This is a genomic window from Streptomyces sp. NPDC021115 (genome assembly GCF_044333065.1).
In the GTDB taxonomy this organism is placed as follows: domain Bacteria; phylum Actinomycetota; class Actinomycetes; order Streptomycetales; family Streptomycetaceae; genus Streptomyces.
In genome coordinates this window covers 1-17,643 of record NZ_JBIRQF010000001.1, presented here as the reverse complement: position 1 = coordinate 17,643, position 17,643 = coordinate 1, and the positions used below count along the sequence as shown (strand labels likewise).

Genomic DNA, 17,643 nt, shown 5'->3' with positions numbered 1-17,643 from the left:
CCGATGGTTGCTCCTCTCACTCATGACGACCCGCGAGCCCTTGGTTCGTACACCCTCATCGTCCGGCTCGGCAGCGGCGGAATGGGCACCGTCTACCTCGGCCGCTCGGCCACGGGACGCATGGTCGCCTTGAAGGCCGTGCACGCCCGCTTCGCCGAGCAGGCCGAATTCCGCACGAGGTTCCGGCTGGAGACCGACGCCGCACGCGTCATCGGCGGACTGTACGGCGCGCAGGTCATCGACGCGGATCCGCTTGCCCCGACACCCTGGCTCGCCACCGAATACGTCCTCGGCCCGCCGCTCGACGAGGCGGTCGCGCTCGGCGGGGTGCTGTCGGAGCCGGCCGTGCGCGCCCTGGGGGCGGCGCTGTGCGACGCGCTCTCCCAGCTTCACCGCTCCGGTGTGGTGCACCGCGACCTCAAGCCCTCCAACATCCTGCTGACCGCCCTCGGTCCCAAGGTCATCGACTTCGGTATCGCCCGCGCGGCGGGCGACGACCGGCTGACCCGTACGGGTGCGGCGGCCGGAACGCCCGCCTACATGTCGCCCGAGCAGGCCACTGGTGGGGAACACACCGCCGCGGGTGATGTGTTCGCCTTGGCCGGGGTGCTCGTCTTCGCGGCGAGCGGTCGGCCGCCATTCGGTAGCGGACAGCCTGCCGACCTGCTGTACCGGGTGCGGTACGGCGAGCCGGAACTCTCCGGAGTCCCGGAGGGGGTGCGCGCGACGCTGGCGGAGTGCCTCGCCAAGGATCCCGGCCAACGGCCGAGTGCGGAGCAGCTGGCCGAGCGGCTGGGCTCCGGAACCTCCGGTACCCGGCGGTTCGCGGACCATCTGCCGCTCCTGGTCCTGGCGGAGATCGCGCGGCGCGGGGCAGCCGTATGGGACATGCAGCCGGCCAGACTTCCCGCACCCGAGACCGAGCCGAGCACTGAAACGGCTCGGACGCGGGGGCCTGGCCCCCGGCTTTCCCGGCGCAAGCTGATCGCCGCCGTGGGAGGGGGCGGTGCCCTCGCGGCGGGCGCGGCGGCCGGTACTTGGGCCTGGGTCCGGCCGGACGGCACGCCCGGCGACAAGTCGGCTGCGAAGGCCCCTTCCACCCGACGCCCGGCGGGGGCGGCGCCGCTCTTGGCATGGAAGGTATCGGTGCCCTCGGCGTACAGCGAGCTCAAGACGCTCATCGTGGGCGACCATGTCGTCATCGTCCACGATGACGGACTCCTCTGCGTGGATGCCAAGACGGGTGAGAAGCGTGGGGAGACCGACCGGACCCTGCCGGTCATCGTCGACGGGGACCGGCTGCTCACCGTTCAATCGGGCAACCCGGACGGTGCCAACGGCGTCGTCCCCGTCAACCTCGATACGGGAAACCTAGAGTCGCCGATCGCGGATACCGACGACCTGGGCATGCAGGTGAAGCTCCTCGCGGTGGGGGACGGCACGCTGTTCACGGAGGCTCATACGGAAGACGGCGACGAGCGCTCCGCCGTCAGTCTGCGCACGGGCAAGCGGCTCTGGCACCGTGCCATCGCCCCGAACACCAGTGACCCGGTTGCCGCGGCCTTCAGCGGTTCCTCTCTCCTGCGGTTCTCCGGCGACCGGGCCGCGTCGATCGACCCGCGCCAGGGGGCCTTGCGCTGGTCGAAGACGATTCCGCGCGGGTCGGACGCTGTGAAATTCCTGGACACCTGCTTCGCAGCCGCTGGGAATCAAGTGTTCACCGGGGGCCGTGAACTCTTCGCGCTGCGGGCCTCCGACGGAGAGGTCATCTGGCGACTCGGTAAGGGGCGGAAGTTCGGCGACAGCTACGACCCGGCGAAGGAGCACTACGGACCACCAGTTGTCAAGGACGGCGTGGTCTTCTGCATGGAGCGCGGGAACGGCCTCGTCGCCCTGGACGCCGAGCGCGGTGACCTCCTGTGGGAGGAGAAGAAAGAAGCCGGGGGGCAAATGACGACATCCGAAGCCTATGAATCCACGCCGCTCGTCGGTGAGAAGTACTTCTACTGCGCGCCCGAGGACAACCGGTGGGCCAGAGCCATCGACCTGCGAACGCATCGCACCGCCTGGACGTTCCAGGGCCCATCCGGCGACAAGGACAACTTCTCCACTTCCGTCATGACGGCGCACCATCGCGCGGGCATGGTCATCATCACCAATGGGAAAACCGTGTGCGCCATCCCGCTCGAATGATCTGCCCAGCCATCTCGGCCCCCTTTCCCCATGGCCCCCACCGACCAGGAGCCCCGCCTCATGAACCCCCTCGGCACCGGCGACCCCGTCCGCCTCGGCCCGTACCGCCTCACCGGCGTGCTCGGGGCGGGCGGCATGGGGCAGGTGTACCTCGGGCGGGACGCGCAGGGCCGGACCGCGGCCGTCAAGGTGCTGCGGCCCGAGCTGGCGCACGATCCGGAGATGGCCCAGCGCTTTCTGCGCGAGGCGTACGCGGCGCAGTCCGTGCGGAGCGGCGGGGTGGCGCGGGTGCTGGCGGCGCAGACCGAGGGCGGACGGCCGTGGATCGCCACGGAGTTCCTGGTGGGCCCCACACTTGACCAGGCCGTCGAGCGGTACGGGGCCCTCGGTGACCCCGCCGTCAGGGCGCTGGGCGCGGCACTGGTGACGACGCTACGGGAGATCCACGGCGCCGGGCTCGTGCACCGCGACCTCAAGCCGTCCAACATCGTGCTGACCTCGCGCGGCCCCAGGATCATCGACTTCGGCATCGCCCGCCCCGAGCACGGCCTCACCCTCACCACCACCGGACAGACGCTCGCCACCCCCGGCTACGCAGCGCCCGAACAGGTCCTGGGGCGGCGGACCGGACCAGCGGGGGACGTGTTCTCCCTCGGCGTGGTCCTGGCGTACGCGGCGGGCGGGCGCCCGGTCTACGAGGGCGGGCACGTGGCCGCCGTGCAGTACCAAGTGGTGCACGGCGAGCCCGAGCTGGACGCGGTACCGGAGGACATGCGGGCGCTGGTCGCACCCTGCCTCGCCAAGGAGGCCGCGGGCCGGCCCGCCCTCGACGCGCTCGCGGGGCAGCTGGCGCCGCCCCGCGGCGCCGGGCGGATCTGGCGTACCGGGCCGCTCGCTGAGGACATCGCGCGGCGCGAGGCGGATGCCCGCCGGATGGCCACCCTGCCCGGCGACGAGCCCTCCCGCCCCTCCCGGCGCAGGCTGCTCACCACCCTCGCCGCGGGCGGCGCGGTGCTCGCTGCGGGTGGCGGGACCGGGGCGTGGTGGCTGCTGCGCGACGACGAGGACGCGGCGGACGGCGCGCCTTGGGATGCCAAGCCCTTGGCGCATTACGACGAGGGCACCGCGCCCTCGCCCCTGTGGGGGCCTGTCGACATCGGACCCCTGAAAACCGGCGGCGCAGTGGAGCCGACTCCGCTTCCGGTCCGTGACCTGGTCGTCGTAGCGGCGCCCGGTGGTCGATTGCGCGGCTATGGCGTGACCGATGGGAAGCGGCGGTGGACGACATCGGCCAATGGGCTGACGGGACGTGTGCTCGCACTCCGCGACGAGGGAATCCTCGCGACTGACGCCAAGGGCGTGGTACGCCTGCTGAGCGTCGAAGACGGTGAACAGCGGTGGAAGGCAGAGGGTGCCGACGCGGCGACCCTGCTGGCCGTGGACGACCGCGCCGTCTATCTGGCCACACGGGCAGGCCGGGTGCGCGCCGTCGACCTCGAGTCGCGCCGCCCCTTGTGGACGGGTCCGGGAGTGGGGCGGTCTACGCACGACAGTCCGGCAGCGGCCGCGGTGACCGATGGTCGCCTGGTGGTGTACGGCGCCTCCGGTGAGGTGGCAGCTCTCGACACGGCGAACGGCAGGATCGTCTGGGGGCCCGACAAGCGAGGCTCGACGGCCCTCCCTCCCGTCATCGTCGAGGGGACGGTCTACCTGGGCGGGCGGAGCTTGGCCGCTCTGACGCTGTCGAACGGCAAGGAGAAGTGGGCGCGCGCCGCAACAGGCGAAAGCGGGTGGAGCGCCCCGGCCGTGCTGAAGGGTGTCGTGTACGCCGTTGACGGGACCGATCTTTCCGCGCTCCGGGCTGATGGCGGGGCAGACGCGTGGACTTTGCCCTTCGCTTCCCCGGACCATTACCTGGACGCCCCGGTGGCCGTGGGGCACAGCGTGTGGGCGGTGCCCGACGCGGAAGGTTCGGGAGGCATACAGGCCGTGGACACCCGCAACGGAAGCGTCGCCTGGCCGTATGCGCAGGGCGGTGCGGGCAGCTGGCAGCTGGCTGGAGCCGGGAACCGGGTCTTCCTGCTGCACAACGAGAAGCTGACGGCCATGCCGGTGTTCTAGAGGTTCCCGACCCCGGCCGCTCGGTCCGTTACCCGCCTGCATCGCGGCCTCAACTCCGCGGTGATCCCGGGCTGATTGATTCACCCCGCCCCACCCACGCGATCATCCGGAGACACCCTTGGACAGCGACGCGCTGGACGCGTACATACGGGCCCGACTGGCACTGGCCGGAGTCGACATCGACCAGCTCCCCGACGTGGCCGACCCCGAGACCGGCACGCCCACCCGGGCCGTGATCATGCTGGCGCTGCGGGAGTTCGTCGCCACGACGCCCGGCGCGCTGGCCGACTGGACGCCGCCGACCGGCGGCGTGGGCGGCGCGCTGGGGGCGGCGTACGCGCAGCAGGAGGCCGCCCCGCTCGCGTACCCGTCGATCACCACCGCCTGGACCGGGGAGGCGGACCGCTGATGGGCCGGGACCTCAACCGCCGTACGTTCCTCGCTGCTTCGGCCGCCGCCGGGGCCGGGGGCGCCATGGCCGCGTCCGTCGCACCGGCCGCCGCCTCGGCACGTAAGTCCCCCGCTCCCGCCCCCGCCGTCGCCGTGCCCGACCTGCCGGTGCGCGAGGCGGCGCGGCACGATCCCACGGAGGCCACGCTCGCCGAGGCCGTCGTCCTGATCCGCACCGGCCGCCTCACCTCCGCGGACCTCGTCCAGGCATACGTGGACCGCATCGATAAGTACGACAAGACGTACCAGGCGTACGCCGAAGTGACCGGCAAACAGGCGCTGCTCTCTGCCTATGCGGCAGACCGGGCTCACAAGAACGGAAAGGGCGGACCCCTGGCCGGGGTTCCGCTGTGCGTCAAGGACAACTACTTCACCAAGGGCGTGCCCACCCGCGCCAACTCCTTCATCTTCGAGAACTTCGTGCCGGTCACCGACGCCACCGCCGTCGCCCGTCTCAAGACGGCGGGCGGCATCCTGCTCGGCAAGGGACAGATGGGACCGCTGGCCACTACCCGTGCCACCACGCCGAGCGGCCTGATCACCACCGTCAACGCCTGGACGCCGGACAATCCGCTCATCGACCCGGGCGGTTCGTCCACGGGGCCGGCCTGCGCGGTCGCGGGCCGGATGGCGTCGTCCTCCATCGGCACCCAGACCGGCGGCTCCATCGTCAACCCGGCCAACCGGCAGAACCTCACCGGCGTGAAGCCCACGATGGGCCGGGTCTCCCTCAACGGCGTCATCCCGCTCTCCTACACCCGGGACCACTGCGGTCCGATCGCCCGCGACGCGATGGACGCGGCGATCATGCTGGCCGTCATGGCCGGGCCGGACGCCGAGGATCCGCGGACCCAGGGCCTGCCGCGGCTGCCCGATCTGGTGCGCGCGGCCACCCCCGTGGTCTCGCCCAAGGGGAAGGTACGGCTGCGCCGTCGCACCCGGATCGGGGTGCCGCCGGGGTTCACCGACGGCGTCGCCCGGCGCTCGGCGCTGCTGGACACCCTGGCGGATCTGCCCGGCGTCACCCTCGTGGAGGTCCGTTACCCCGACGACTGGTCGCTGCTGACTGGCAGCGCGTTCAACGCCGCACGCCTGAGCGAGCGGACCGAGCCGTTCCGGCACTGGCTGCGCGAGGACCTGACGAAGTTCGGCGTCTCCGTGCTGGGCTGGCTCCAGGGGCTGATGATCTCCGGCGACGAGTGGATCACCGCGCAGCGTGCCAAGCACCACCTGCTGCGCGCGGTGCTCGACGGCCCGTTCGACCACTGCGACGTGCTGCTCCAGACCAGCCCGGTACCGTTCGACATCCTGGGCCTTCCGGAGATCGGTTTCCCCATAGGCTTCACGGCGGGCGTGCCGACCGGCGCGATCCTCGGCGGCGCCCCGTACGAGGAGGACCGCCTGCTGGAGGTGGTCGCCGCCTATCAGGCCGTCACCGACTGGCACCGGCGGCGCCCGGTGGATCCGGCCCTGGAGCCCGTCAAGCGGATCGTCCGCCCGCTGCTGAACGCCGTGGAGGCCGCGGCGGCCAGTGCGTAGCGGCGCCGCCGCCAGCACGTAGCGGCGGTAGGGTGCGTACCCGTCCGGACGAGTCCGGGACACTGGTACTCTGTGTGCTGGCCGTTTGCGTACGCGCCCCCGGAGCCTTCCCCGAAGGCCCTGGAGACAGCGCCCAGCGGACCCCGCCTTCCGAGTCACGGAAGATCCCCTGAGACACCGACCAGGGGCACTCGGCGGCTGAAACAGAGAAACCAAGGAGTACGTGTGTCGCTCGACGCCGCTACGAAGAAGCAGATCATGACCGAGTTCGCCACGAAGGAAGGCGACACCGGCTCCCCGGAGGTCCAGGTCGCGCTGCTTTCGCGTCGTATCACCGACCTGACCGAGCACCTCAAGACCCACAAGCACGACCACCACTCCCGCCGTGGTCTGCTGCTGCTGGTCGGCCAGCGCCGCCGGCTGCTCCAGTACCTGGCGAAGAAGGACATCACGCGCTTCCGTGCGCTGGTCGAGCGCCTCGGCATCCGTCGCGGTGCGGCGGGCGCCAAGTAAGTCGTCGTGGAGGGAGCGGTTCCCGGGTCAGGGGGCCGCTCCCTTTGCCGTACGCGGCCCCGTGTGGCCCGTACGCGAACCCGGGCGGCACACCGCACGGCCCGTGCGGAGCGTATTTTGTCCGCTACATCCCGTACACACCGGACCACACGCCCATCGTGATGATGGCGGAAGCTTTGTAGTCTGGTCCCAACAACGCCATAACGCACGAGGAGGAGCGCCTCATTCCCGCCGCGTCGGCGCCATAGGAGCCGGTCCTCGGTAGTGGCTCCCGGAACTGGCAATTCCGGTGGCTTCGATCGAAGACCGGCCCGGCTGCCGGCAGCAAGGCCCGGAGGCGCTGCTCCACCACCGTCCACCGTCATACGGACGGGGACGCAGACGAGGAGATTTCCCTGGTGGAGAACGAGACCCACTACGCCGAGGCCGTCATCGACAACGGCGCCTTCGGCACCCGCACCATCCGCTTCGAGACGGGCCGCCTGGCCCGTCAGGCCGCCGGCTCGGCCGTGGCCTACCTGGACGACGACACCATGGTGCTGTCGGCCACCACCGCTTCGAAGAACCCCAAGGACCAGCTCGACTTCTTCCCGCTGACGGTCGACGTCGAGGAGCGCATGTACGCCGCCGGGCGCATCCCCGGCTCGTTCTTCCGGCGCGAGGGCCGCCCCTCCGAGGACGCGATCCTCACCTGCCGCCTGATCGACCGCCCGCTGCGCCCGTCCTTCAAGAAGGGCCTGCGCAACGAGATCCAGGTCGTCGAGACGATCATGGCGCTCAACCCCGACCACCTCTACGACGTGGTCGCGATCAACGCCGCCTCCTGCTCCACCCAGCTCGCGGGCCTGCCCTTCTCCGGCCCGATCGGCGGCACCCGTGTCGCCCTGATCAAGGGCCAGTGGGTCGCCTTCCCGACCCACAGCGAGCTGGAGGACGCCGTCTTCGACATGGTCGTCGCCGGTCGCGTCCTGGAGGACGGCGACGTCGCGATCATGATGGTCGAGGCCGAGGCCACCCAGCAGACCATCCAGCTGGTCAAGGACGGCGCCGAGGCGCCGACCGAGGAGATCGTCGCGGCGGGCCTCGAGGCCGCCAAGCCGTACATCAAGGTCCTGTGCAAGGCCCAGTCGGACCTCGCCGCCAAGGCCGCCAAGCCCACCGGCGAGTTCCCGATCTTCCTGGACTACCAGGACGACGTCCTGGAGGCGCTCACCGCCGCCGTCCGCGACGAGCTGTCCCAGGCGCTCACCATCGCGGGCAAGCAGGAGCGCGAGGCCGAGCTGGACCGCGTCAAGGCGCTGGCCGCCGAGAAGCTGCTGCCGCAGTTCGAGGGACGCGAGAAGGAGATCTCCGCCGCGTACCGCTCGCTGACCAAGTCCCTGGTGCGCGAGCGCGTCATCAAGGAGAAGAAGCGCATCGACGGCCGCGGCGTCACGGACATCCGTACGCTCGCCGCCGAGGTCGAGGCGATCCCGCGGGTGCACGGCTCAGCGCTGTTCGAGCGCGGCGAGACCCAGATCCTGGGTGTCACCACGCTGAACATGCTGCGCATGGAGCAGCAGCTCGACACGCTCTCGCCCGAGACGCGCCGTCGCTACATGCACAACTACAACTTCCCGCCGTACTCCACCGGTGAGACCGGCCGCGTCGGCTCCCCGAAGCGCCGCGAGATCGGCCACGGCGCGCTGGCCGAGCGGGCGCTGCTGCCCGTGCTGCCGACGCGCGAGGAGTTCCCGTACGCCATCCGCCAGGTCTCCGAGGCGCTCGGCTCCAACGGCTCGACCTCCATGGGCTCGGTCTGCGCCTCCACGATGTCGCTGCTGAACGCCGGTGTGCCGCTGAAGGCCCCGGTCGCGGGCATCGCGATGGGCCTGATCTCCCAGGAGATCGACGGCGAGACCCACTACGTCACCCTCACCGACATCCTCGGTGCGGAGGACGCGTTCGGTGACATGGACTTCAAGGTCGCCGGCACCAAGCAGTTCGTGACCGCCCTCCAGCTGGACACCAAGCTGGACGGCATCCCGGCCTCCGTCCTGGCCGCGGCCCTCAAGCAGGCCCGCGACGCCCGGCTGCACATCCTCGACGTGATGATGGAGGCCATCGACACGCCGGACGAGATGTCCCCGAACGCCCCGCGGATCATCACCGTCAAGATCCCGGTGGACAAGATCGGTGAGGTCATCGGCCCCAAGGGCAAGATGATCAACCAGATCCAGGAGGACACCGGCGCCGAGATCACCATCGAGGACGACGGCACGATCTACATCGGTGCCGCCGACGGCCCGGCCGCCGAGGCCGCCCGCGCGACCATCAACGGCATCGCCAACCCGACGATGCCCGAGGTCGGCGAGCGCTACCTGGGCACGGTCGTGAAGACCACCACCTTCGGCGCCTTCGTCTCCCTGCTCCCGGGCAAGGACGGGCTGCTGCACATCTCGCAGATCCGCAAGCTGGCCGGCGGCAAGCGCGTGGAGAACGTCGAGGACGTGCTCGCGGTGGGCTCCAAGGTGCAGGTCGAGATCGCCGAGATCGACCAGCGCGGCAAGCTGTCGCTGCACCCGGTCATCGAGGGCGAGGACGACAAGGCCGACAAGGACGACGAGGCGAAGGACGCTGCGTCCGACAGCGGCTCCGCCGCGGGCGCCAAGTGAAGTATCGCGACGACGTGACGACGGCCCGCACCTCTTCGGAGGGGCGGGCCGTCGCCCGTACCCAAACGCTTCTCGCGGGCGACAACGGCATCGGGACGGTCCGCAGGACCACCCTCCCGAGCGGCCTGCGCATCCTCACCGAGACCCTGCCGTCCGTGCGCTCCGCGACCTTCGGCATCTGGGCGCACGTGGGCTCCCGCGACGAGACCCCCACGCTCAACGGCGCCACCCATTACCTCGAACACCTGCTCTTCAAGGGCACCCGGCGGCGCAGCGCGCTCGACATCTCCGCGGCCATCGACGCGGTCGGCGGCGAGATGAACGCGTTCACCGCCAAGGAGTACACCTGCTACTACGCGCGGGTGCTCGACACCGATCTGCCGCTGGCCATCGACGTCGTCTGCGACATGCTGACCGGCTCGGTGATCGACGCGGCGGACGTGGACGCCGAGCGCGGCGTCGTCCTCGAAGAGATCGCGATGACCGAGGACGACCCGGGCGACTGCGTCCACGACCTGTTCGCGCACACCATGCTCGGCGACACCCCGCTCGGCCGCCCGGTCCTGGGCACCGTCGACACCGTCAACGGGCTCGGCCGCGACCAGATCGCCCGCTTCTACAAGAAGCACTACGACCCGACCCACCTGGTCGTCGCCGCCGCGGGCAACGTCGACCACGACACGGTCGTGGCGCAGGTCAGCGATGCCTTCGAACAGGCGGGCGCCCTCACCCGCGGCGACGCGGACCCGGTCGCCCCGCGCTCCGGCTCCCGGCCGATCCGCACCGCGGGCCGGGTCGAGCTGCTGAACCGCAAGACCGAGCAGGCGCACGTCATCCTCGGCATGCCCGGCATCCCGCGCACCGACGAGCGGCGCTGGGCGCTCGGCGTGCTCAACACGGCGCTCGGCGGCGGCATGAGCTCCAGGCTCTTCCAGGAGGTCCGGGAGAAGCGCGGCCTCGCCTACAGCGTCTACTCCTACAACTCCGGCTTCGCCGACTGCGGACTCTTCGGCGTCTACGCGGGCTGCCGCCCCAGCCAGGTGCACGACGTCCTCAAGATCTGCCGCGACGAGCTGGACCAGGTCGCCCGCGACGGCCTCACCGACGAGGAGCTGCGGCGCGCCGTCGGCCAGCTCTGCGGCTCCACGGTGCTCGGCCTGGAGGACACCGGCGCGCTGATGAACCGCATCGGCAAGAGCGAGCTGTGCTGGGCCGACCAGATGTCGGTGGACGACATGCTCGCCCGGATCCAGTCGGTCACCCCGGACGAGGTGCGCGAGGTGGCCCGCGATGTACTGGGGCAGCGTCCTTCGCTGTCGGTCATCGGCCCGCTGAAGGACAAGCAGGCGGCCCGGCTGGACGAGGCCGTCGCCTAGCCGGGGAAGCCGCCTGGCCGGAGAATCCGCCGGAGAAGACGAAGGAAGAGGAACGATGAGCAAGCTGCGCGTGGCCGTCCTCGGTGCCAAGGGCCGGATCGGCTCCGAGGCCGTACGAGCCGTCGAGGCCGCCGAGGACATGGAACTGGTCGCCGCGCTGGGCCGGGGCGACAAGCTGGAGGCCATGGTCGAGGCGGGCGCCGAGGTCGCGGTCGAGCTGACCGACCCGGGCTCGGTGATGGGCAACCTCGACTTCTGCGTACGGCACGGCATCCACGGCGTCGTCGGCACCACCGGCTGGACCGACGAGCGCCTCGCGCAGCTGCGCGGCTGGCTCGACGCCTCGCCCCGCACCGGTGTGCTCATCGCCCCGAACTTCTCCATCGGCGCCGTGCTGACCATGCGCTTCGCCCGCCAGGCCGCCAGGTTCTTCGAATCGGTCGAGGTCATCGAGCTGCACCACCCGAACAAGGTGGACGCCCCCTCGGGCACCGCGGCCCGTACCGCCCAGCTGATCGCCGAGGCCCGCCGCGAGGCGGGCTGCGCCCCGCAGCCGGACGCGACGGCCACGGGGCTGGACGGCGCGCGGGGCGCCGAGGTGGACGGGGTGCCGGTGCACTCGGTACGGCTGCGCGGGCTCCTCGCCCACCAGGAGGTCCTGCTCGGCGGCGAGGGCGAGACCCTCACCATCCGCCATGACTCGATTCACCACAGCAGCTTCATGCCGGGCATCCTGCTCGGCGCGCGGCGTGTGGTCACCACCCCCGGCCTGACCTTCGGCCTGGAACACTTCCTCGATCTGGACTGAGGGCACACCGGTGCGCGCAAAGATCACGTATTTCGTCCTCGCGGCCGTCCTGGTCGTCTACTTCGTGCTGGTCGGCGACCGCGGGATCCTGCTCATCCAGCAGGGCACCCCGGTGACCATCGCCTATGGCGCGGCCGTCCTGGTGCTGCCGCTCATCGGCGGCTGGTTCCTGTGGCAGACCACCCAGTTCGCGCGCAACGCGGGCAGGCTCGCGCGCGAACTGGAGGCCGAGGGCGGCCTTCCGGTCGACGAGCTGGTCCGGACGCCCGGCGGGCGCATCGACCGGGACTCGGCGGACGCGGTCTTCGCCAAGCGCCGGGCCGAGACGGAGGCGTCGCCGCAGGACTGGCGCTCCTGGTTCCGGCTCGCCGTCGCCTACCACGACGCCCGGGACACCGCCCGCGCCCGCAAGGCGATGCAGCGTGCCATCGCCCTCCACGACGGCAAGCCGGTCCGGGCCGCGGACAGCACCGGCTAGCGGCCGTGCCGGTCCGCGAGGTCGCCGAGGGCGTCGGCGGCCGCGCGGAAGGCCTCGGGGCGCCCCAGGAAATCGGTGTCATGGCTGGTGAACAAGGTCAGTGGGGCGCCGCCCGAGGCCCGCTCGACCAGCACCGCCTGTCCCTGCACCGTGTGCGGAAGGCCCAGCAGGCGCACCGGCTGCTGGACGTTGCGGATCGACGCGACGTCCTGCCACGCGACCGTCGTGGACGAGAACAGCCCGGTACGCCGCAGCTCCCGCTCGCTCGTCCGGACGCCCGCCCCCACCAGCCGGACCGCGAAGCCGATCACCAGCGCGGCCGCGCCGACGCACACCCCCGCGCCTGATCCGGAGCCCGCCAGGGCGATGATCAGCGCCGAGAAGAGCAGGTACGAGGCGAGCAGCAGGAGTACCGCCGACCCGCCGACCCTCCAGGGGCCCGGCCGGTACGGGCGGCGCTTGCGGCCCGGGTCCTCGTACAGGACGTCGGCACGCGAGAGCGGGGCCGCTTCGGGCCCCGCTCGGTCGTCGTCATGTGCGCGGTCGGCAGTCAGGAAGGGCAGGGGCACGAGATGTCCTCACTCACACACACGTCCAATTGGTCTGTGCTGAGTGAGGCTATCTCAGCGCAGCTCAGCGCCCGTTCGATGCCTCCTGCACCTGCTGCGTGGGATGCGACTGGGTGTCCAGCGCGGGCATCCCGAACATCAGGGCGCCGACAAACCCGGCGACGATCGTCAGCCCCATCAGCGTCCGGCCGGTTATCTCGGACCGGGACGCCCTGGGGCGGGGTGGAGGGTTGACATTACTGCGGAAGCGGTCGGCTTCGGCGACGAAGGCGAACGGGACAGGCTCTCGCCGGCGGAACATGAGCGGGCTCTCCTTGGAACCTCGGGCGCGGGTACTTCAGTGTGTAGGACGTGTGAACGACCATCCTGGTGCCCTGATCCAAGAACTTCAGTCAAAATTTTCTGCGAGGGGGCCGCGGGGGTCCGGCGGCGCGGACCTGTCGGTGGTGGCCCGTAAGCTGGGCGCGCCCCAGAGCGATGCGATATGGAAGGACCCGTCGGTGAGCGAGACCCCCGCCGAGAGCCCGGCCGAGACCGAGAAGGCCAGTTTCCGCAGCGATGTGACCGTCGAGCTGGTGAAGCACAGCGCCGCCGACACCGACGTCCTGTGGGCCGCGAGGGTGTCCACCGCGGGTGAGCAGTCCCTCGACGAGCTGACGAAGGACCCGGAGCGCTCCAAGGGGTTGATCAACTACCTGATGCGCGACCGGCACGGCAGCCCGTTCGAGCACAACTCGATGACCTTCTTCATCAGCGCCCCGATCTTCGTCTTCCGCGAGTTCATGCGGCACCGCGTGGGCTGGTCGTACAACGAGGAGTCCGGCCGCTACCGCCGTCTGGAGCCGGTCTTCTATGTGCCCGGCGAGGACCGCAAGCTGGTCCAGCAGGGCCGCCCCGGCAAGTACGAGTTCGTCGAGGGCACCGCCGAGCAGCACGCGCTGACCGGCCGCGCGATGGAGGACGCCTACCGGCACGCGTACGAGGCGTACCAGGAGATGCTGGCCGCCGGGGTCGCCCGCGAGGTGGCCCGCGCGGTGCTCCCGGTCGGTCTGTTCTCCTCGATGTACGCGACGTGCAACGCTCGCTCGCTGATGCACTTCCTTGGTCTGCGCACCCAGCACGAGCAGGCCGCCGTGCCGTCCTTCCCGCAGCGGGAGATCGAGATGGTGGGGGAGAAGATGGAGGAGGCGTGGGCCGGGCTGATGCCGCTCACGCACGCCGCGTTCAACGCCAATGGCCGGGTCGCTCCGTAGCGCGAGCGAAGTGTCCGTATTGCGGCGTTTCGAGAAGTTCATCTAGGCTGAACAAAGGGGCCCGGCACTGCTTGAACCCCCGAGCAGGCAGTGCCGGGTCCTCTCTGGTGGCTCTGTTCCGCCGCCCCGAGCGAGCGCCGCGGGGCGCGCTACGAGTAGCGTGGTGCCCATGGCACCGACATCCACATCGCAGACCCCTTTCGGGCGGGTGCTGACCGCCATGGTCACGCCGTTCACCGCTGACGGAGCGCTCGACCTCGACGGCGCCCAGCGGCTCGCCACTCATCTGGTGGACGCCGGCAATGACGGCCTGATCGTCAACGGCACCACCGGCGAGTCCCCGACCACCAGCGATGTGGAGAAAGCCGAGCTCGTGCGAGCCGTGGTGGAGGCGGTCGGCGACCGCGCCCACGTCGTAGCCGGAGCCGGCACCAACGACACCAGGCACAGCGTCGAGCTGGCCCGCGCGGCGGAGCAGGCGGGTGCCCATGGCCTGCTCGCCGTCACGCCGTACTACAGCAAGCCCCCGCAGGAGGGCATCCTCCAGCACTTCACCGCGATCGCGAACGCCACCGGCCTGCCGGTCATGCTCTACGACATCCCCGGCCGCAGCGGCGTCCCGATCGGCACCGAGACCATGGTCCGGCTCGCCGAGCACCCGCGCATCGTCGCCAACAAGGACGCCAAGGGCGACCTCGGCCGTGCCAGCTGGGCCATCGCCCGCAGCCGCCTCGCCTGGTACTCCGGCGACGACATGCTGAACCTGCCGCTGCTGTCGGTCGGCGCCGTGGGCTTCGTCTCCGTCGTGGGCCACCTCGTCAGCCCCGAGCTGCGCGCGATGCTCGAAGCCCACCTCCAGGGCGACGTCGCGAAGGCAACGGAGATCCACCAGCAGCTGCTCCCGGTCTTCACCGGGATGTTCCGCACCCAGGGCGTCATCACGTCGAAGGCCGCGCTCGCCCTCCAGGGCCTGCCCGCGGGCCCGCTGCGCCTGCCGCTCGTGGACCTGACCCCCGAGGAAACGGAACAGCTCAAGCGCGATCTTGCCGCTGGCGGGGTACAGCTCTAGTCAAAGAAGCGACCGTCGCACCTTCATACTTCACAACTGCATACAGACACATCAGCAAGTGCACGAATGTCACGCGCGCCACGTGCCCCAGGGGGCATGTGGCGCGCGTGGTGAGGAGAGTCTTTTGAGTCATCCGCATCCTGAGCTCGGCCCGCCGCCGAAGCTCCCGGAGGGTGGCCTGCGCGTCACCCCCCTCGGGGGCCTCGGCGAGATCGGCCGCAACATGACGGTCTTCGAATACGGTGGCCGGCTGCTGATCGTCGACTGCGGGGTGCTCTTCCCCGAGGAGGAGCAGCCCGGAGTCGACTTGATCCTGCCGGACTTCACGTCCATCCGGGACCGTCTCGACGACATCGACGGCATCGTGCTCACCCACGGGCACGAGGACCACATCGGCGGCGTGCCGTTCCTGCTCCGCGAGAAGCCGGACATCCCGCTGATCGGCTCCAAGCTCACCCTCGCCCTGATCGAGGCGAAGCTCCAGGAGCACCGGATCCGCCCGTACACGCTGGAGGTGGAGGAGGGGAACCTCGAGCGGATCGGCCCCTTCGAGTGCGAGTTCGTGGCGGTCAACCACTCCATCCCGGATGCCCTCGCGGTCGCCATCCGCACCCCGGCCGGGCTCGCCGTGCACACTGGCGACTTCAAGATGGACCAGCTGCCGCTGGACGGCCGCCTTACCGACCTGCCCGCCTTCGCCAAGCTCGGCGAGGAGGGCATCGACCTGCTCCTGTCGGACTCCACGAACGCCGAGGTCCCCGGCTTCGTCCCGCCGGAGCGCGAGATCTCCAACGTGCTGGGCCAGGTCTTCGCGAGCGCCCAGAAGCGCATCATCGTCGCGAGCTTCGCCAGCCATGTGCACCGCATCCAGCAGATCCTGGACGCGGCCCATGAGTACGGGCGCCGGGTGGCCTTCGTCGGCCGCTCGATGGTCCGCAACATGGGGATCGCCCGCGACCTGGGCTATCTACGGGTCCCGGCGGGCCTCGTGGTGGACGTGAAGACCCTCGACGACCTCCCGGACGACGAGGTGGTGCTCGTCTGCACCGGCTCCCAGGGCGAACCGATGGCGGCGCTGTCCCGGATGGCCAACCGCGATCATCAGATCCGCATCGTCCCGGGCGACACGGTGATCCTGGCGTCGTCGCTCATCCCGGGCAACGAGAACGCGGTCTACCGCGTCATCAACGGACTCACGCGCTGGGGCGCCAACGTCGTCCACAAGGGCAACGCCAAGGTGCACGTCTCCGGCCACGCGTCGGCCGGTGAACTGCTGTACTTCTACAACATCTGCAAGCCCAAGAACCTGATGCCGGTCCACGGCGAATGGCGCCATCTGCGCGCCAACGCCGAACTGGGCGCCCTGACCGGGGTCCCGAAGAACCGCTGTGTGATCGCCGAGGACGGAGTGGTGGTCGACCTCGTCGACGGCATCGCGAAGATCACCGGCAAGGTGCAGGCGGGCTATGTGTACGTGGACGGCCTCTCGGTCGGCGACGTCACCGAAAGCTCGCTCAAGGACCGCCGCATCCTCGGCGAGGAGGGCATCATCTCGGTCTTCGTGGTCGTGGACAGCACGACCGGCAAGATCGTGGGTGGTCCGCACATCCAGGCCAGAGGGTCCGGCATCGAGGACGGGGCCTTCTCCGCGGTCCTCCCGAAGATCGAGGACTCCCTGGCCAAGGCGGCCTCCGACGGCGTCGCGGACTCGCACCAGATCCAGCAGCTCGTACGCCGCGCCGTCGGCAAGTGGGTGTCCGACAGCTACCGCCGGCGCCCGATGATCCTCCCCGTGGTGGTCGAGGTCTGACGCGACCTCAGCCCCAGGAGGGCGCTGAACCCCGGGCGGGGCTCCTCGATTTGCATCGAGGAGCCCCGCTCCAGTACGTTTACGGCTCCGCCAGAGGGGGAACCCGGAGCAGTCAACACCGCTCCGGAGGAGCCCGGAGGCGGGGTTGGGAATCCGACTCAGAGAATTCTGATAAAGTCGGGGACACCGAAAGGGAAGGCCCTCTAACGGCCACCGGAAACGGAATTCGGACCGGAAACGGAACGGAAAACGGATCTGGTAAGGTTGGAAACACGAAAGGCCCGGAAGGGCCGGAGGGAAGCGCCCGGAGAAACCGGTGATACGGTTTCAAAGGAAGCGATCGTTCCTTGAGAACTCAACAGCGTGCCAAAAGTCAACGCCAGATATGTTGATACCCCGTCCAAACGGTCTTCGGATCGTGGACGAGGTTCCTTTGAAGAAACACACAGCGAGGACGCTGTGAACAGGCTGGACTATTCCTCCGGCTTGTTCCGCTCTCGTGGTGTTCACCGGGATTACCCGGAAGCATTCACGGAGAGTTTGATCCTGGCTCAGGACGAACGCTGGCGGCGTGCTTAACACATGCAAGTCGAACGATGAAGCCCTTCGGGGTGGATTAGTGGCGAACGGGTGAGTAACACGTGGGCAATCTGCCCTTCACTCTGGGACAAGCCCTGGAAACGGGGTCTAATACCGGATATGATCACCGGCCGCATGGTCTGGTGATGGAAAGCTCCGGCGGTGAAGGATGAGCCCGCGGCCTATCAGCTTGTTGGTGGGGTGATGGCCTACCAAGGCGACGACGGGTAG

At 70.0% G+C, this 17,643-nt stretch carries 14 protein-coding genes and 1 rRNA gene; 13 read left to right on the top strand and 2 right to left on the bottom strand.

All coding sequences use genetic code 11. The features are described 5' to 3' along the window. Nucleotides 1–3 precede the first annotated feature (3 nt). The 9 genes from ACH4TL_RS00075 to ACH4TL_RS00035 all read left to right on the top strand — a co-directional run bounded on the left by ACH4TL_RS00075 (nucleotide 4) and on the right by ACH4TL_RS00035 (nucleotide 12,132). Nucleotides 4–2,193, top strand: a complete 2,190-nt coding sequence (locus ACH4TL_RS00075) for a PQQ-binding-like beta-propeller repeat protein (RefSeq protein WP_398322843.1) — start codon at nucleotides 4–6, stop codon at nucleotides 2,191–2,193. 60 nt (nucleotides 2,194–2,253) lie between these two features. Then, nucleotides 2,254–4,314 (top strand): PQQ-binding-like beta-propeller repeat protein, encoded by a 2,061-nt coding sequence (locus ACH4TL_RS00070; protein WP_398322902.1) that lies wholly within the window; start codon nucleotides 2,254–2,256, stop codon nucleotides 4,312–4,314. 118 nt (nucleotides 4,315–4,432) lie between these two features. Then, nucleotides 4,433–4,723: a hypothetical protein gene (locus tag ACH4TL_RS00065; protein ID WP_398322846.1), complete on the top strand. Its 291-nt coding sequence runs from the start codon at nucleotides 4,433–4,435 to the stop codon at nucleotides 4,721–4,723. Then, nucleotides 4,723–6,303 carry an amidase gene (locus ACH4TL_RS00060; protein WP_398322850.1) on the top strand — a complete coding sequence of 527 codons (1,581 nt, stop codon included), beginning with the start codon at nucleotides 4,723–4,725 and terminating at the stop codon, nucleotides 6,301–6,303. The genes ACH4TL_RS00065 and ACH4TL_RS00060 overlap by 1 nt, the downstream gene beginning before the upstream one ends. A gap of 225 nt (nucleotides 6,304–6,528) precedes the next feature. After that, entirely contained in the window at nucleotides 6,529–6,816 is a 288-nt protein-coding gene (gene rpsO, locus ACH4TL_RS00055) for a 30S ribosomal protein S15 (RefSeq protein WP_398322853.1), read from the top strand. A gap of 398 nt (nucleotides 6,817–7,214) precedes the next feature. After that, nucleotides 7,215–9,470 (top strand): polyribonucleotide nucleotidyltransferase, encoded by a 2,256-nt coding sequence (locus ACH4TL_RS00050; RefSeq protein ID WP_398322856.1) that lies wholly within the window; start codon nucleotides 7,215–7,217, stop codon nucleotides 9,468–9,470. After that, nucleotides 9,467–10,846 (top strand): M16 family metallopeptidase, encoded by a 1,380-nt coding sequence (locus ACH4TL_RS00045; RefSeq protein WP_398322859.1) that lies wholly within the window; start codon nucleotides 9,467–9,469, stop codon nucleotides 10,844–10,846. The genes ACH4TL_RS00050 and ACH4TL_RS00045 overlap by 4 nt, the downstream gene beginning before the upstream one ends. Nucleotides 10,847–10,901: 55 nt before the next feature. Further along, nucleotides 10,902–11,654, top strand: coding sequence for a 4-hydroxy-tetrahydrodipicolinate reductase (dapB, locus tag ACH4TL_RS00040; protein WP_398322862.1), 753 nt, complete (start codon nucleotides 10,902–10,904; stop codon nucleotides 11,652–11,654). Between the two features lie 10 nt (nucleotides 11,655–11,664). Beyond that, a complete protein-coding gene (locus ACH4TL_RS00035) occupies nucleotides 11,665–12,132 on the top strand; it encodes a hypothetical protein (protein ID WP_398322865.1) in 468 nt (155 codons plus the stop codon). On the opposite strand, the gene ACH4TL_RS00030 is transcribed toward ACH4TL_RS00035, so the two are convergent. Both ACH4TL_RS00030 and ACH4TL_RS00025 read right to left on the bottom strand, forming a co-directional pair. Continuing rightward, complete coding sequence (locus tag ACH4TL_RS00030) at nucleotides 12,129–12,701, bottom strand: hypothetical protein (protein WP_398322868.1); 573 nt, start codon at nucleotides 12,699–12,701, stop codon at nucleotides 12,129–12,131. The two genes, ACH4TL_RS00035 and ACH4TL_RS00030, sit on opposite strands and share 4 nt — an antisense overlap. A 64-nt stretch (nucleotides 12,702–12,765) precedes the next feature. Further along, a complete protein-coding gene (locus ACH4TL_RS00025) occupies nucleotides 12,766–13,002 on the bottom strand; it encodes a hypothetical protein (RefSeq protein ID WP_398322871.1) in 237 nt (78 codons plus the stop codon). Between the two features lie 199 nt (nucleotides 13,003–13,201). Between ACH4TL_RS00025 and thyX the strand changes: the two genes are divergently transcribed. From thyX to ACH4TL_RS00005, 4 genes are all read left to right on the top strand, one after another. Then, nucleotides 13,202–13,954 carry an FAD-dependent thymidylate synthase gene (gene thyX, locus ACH4TL_RS00020; protein WP_398322874.1) on the top strand — a complete coding sequence of 251 codons (753 nt, stop codon included), beginning with the start codon at nucleotides 13,202–13,204 and terminating at the stop codon, nucleotides 13,952–13,954. Between the two features lie 169 nt (nucleotides 13,955–14,123). After that, a complete protein-coding gene (gene dapA / locus ACH4TL_RS00015) occupies nucleotides 14,124–15,023 on the top strand; it encodes a 4-hydroxy-tetrahydrodipicolinate synthase (RefSeq protein WP_398322877.1) in 900 nt (299 codons plus the stop codon). 124 nt (nucleotides 15,024–15,147) lie between these two features. Then, nucleotides 15,148–16,833, top strand: coding sequence for a ribonuclease J (locus tag ACH4TL_RS00010; protein WP_398322879.1), 1,686 nt, complete (start codon nucleotides 15,148–15,150; stop codon nucleotides 16,831–16,833). Between the two features lie 528 nt (nucleotides 16,834–17,361). Beyond that, a 16S ribosomal RNA gene (locus ACH4TL_RS00005) occupies nucleotides 17,362–17,643 on the top strand; the annotation flags it as partial.

Excerpts from the sequence above, each read along its gene's own strand:
- dapA (WP_398322877.1), top strand. The coding sequence starts at position 14,124 with ATGGCACCGACATCCACATCGCAGACCCCTTTCGGGCGGGTGCTGACC.
- ACH4TL_RS00025 (WP_398322871.1), bottom strand. The coding sequence starts at position 13,002 with ATGTTCCGCCGGCGAGAGCCTGTCCCGTTCGCCTTCGTCGCCGAAGCC.
- ACH4TL_RS00060 (WP_398322850.1), top strand. The coding sequence starts at position 4,723 with ATGGGCCGGGACCTCAACCGCCGTACGTTCCTCGCTGCTTCGGCCGCC.
- ACH4TL_RS00070 (WP_398322902.1), top strand. The coding sequence starts at position 2,254 with ATGAACCCCCTCGGCACCGGCGACCCCGTCCGCCTCGGCCCGTACCGC.
- dapB (WP_398322862.1), top strand. The coding sequence starts at position 10,902 with ATGAGCAAGCTGCGCGTGGCCGTCCTCGGTGCCAAGGGCCGGATCGGC.
- ACH4TL_RS00075 (WP_398322843.1), top strand. The coding sequence starts at position 4 with ATGGTTGCTCCTCTCACTCATGACGACCCGCGAGCCCTTGGTTCGTAC.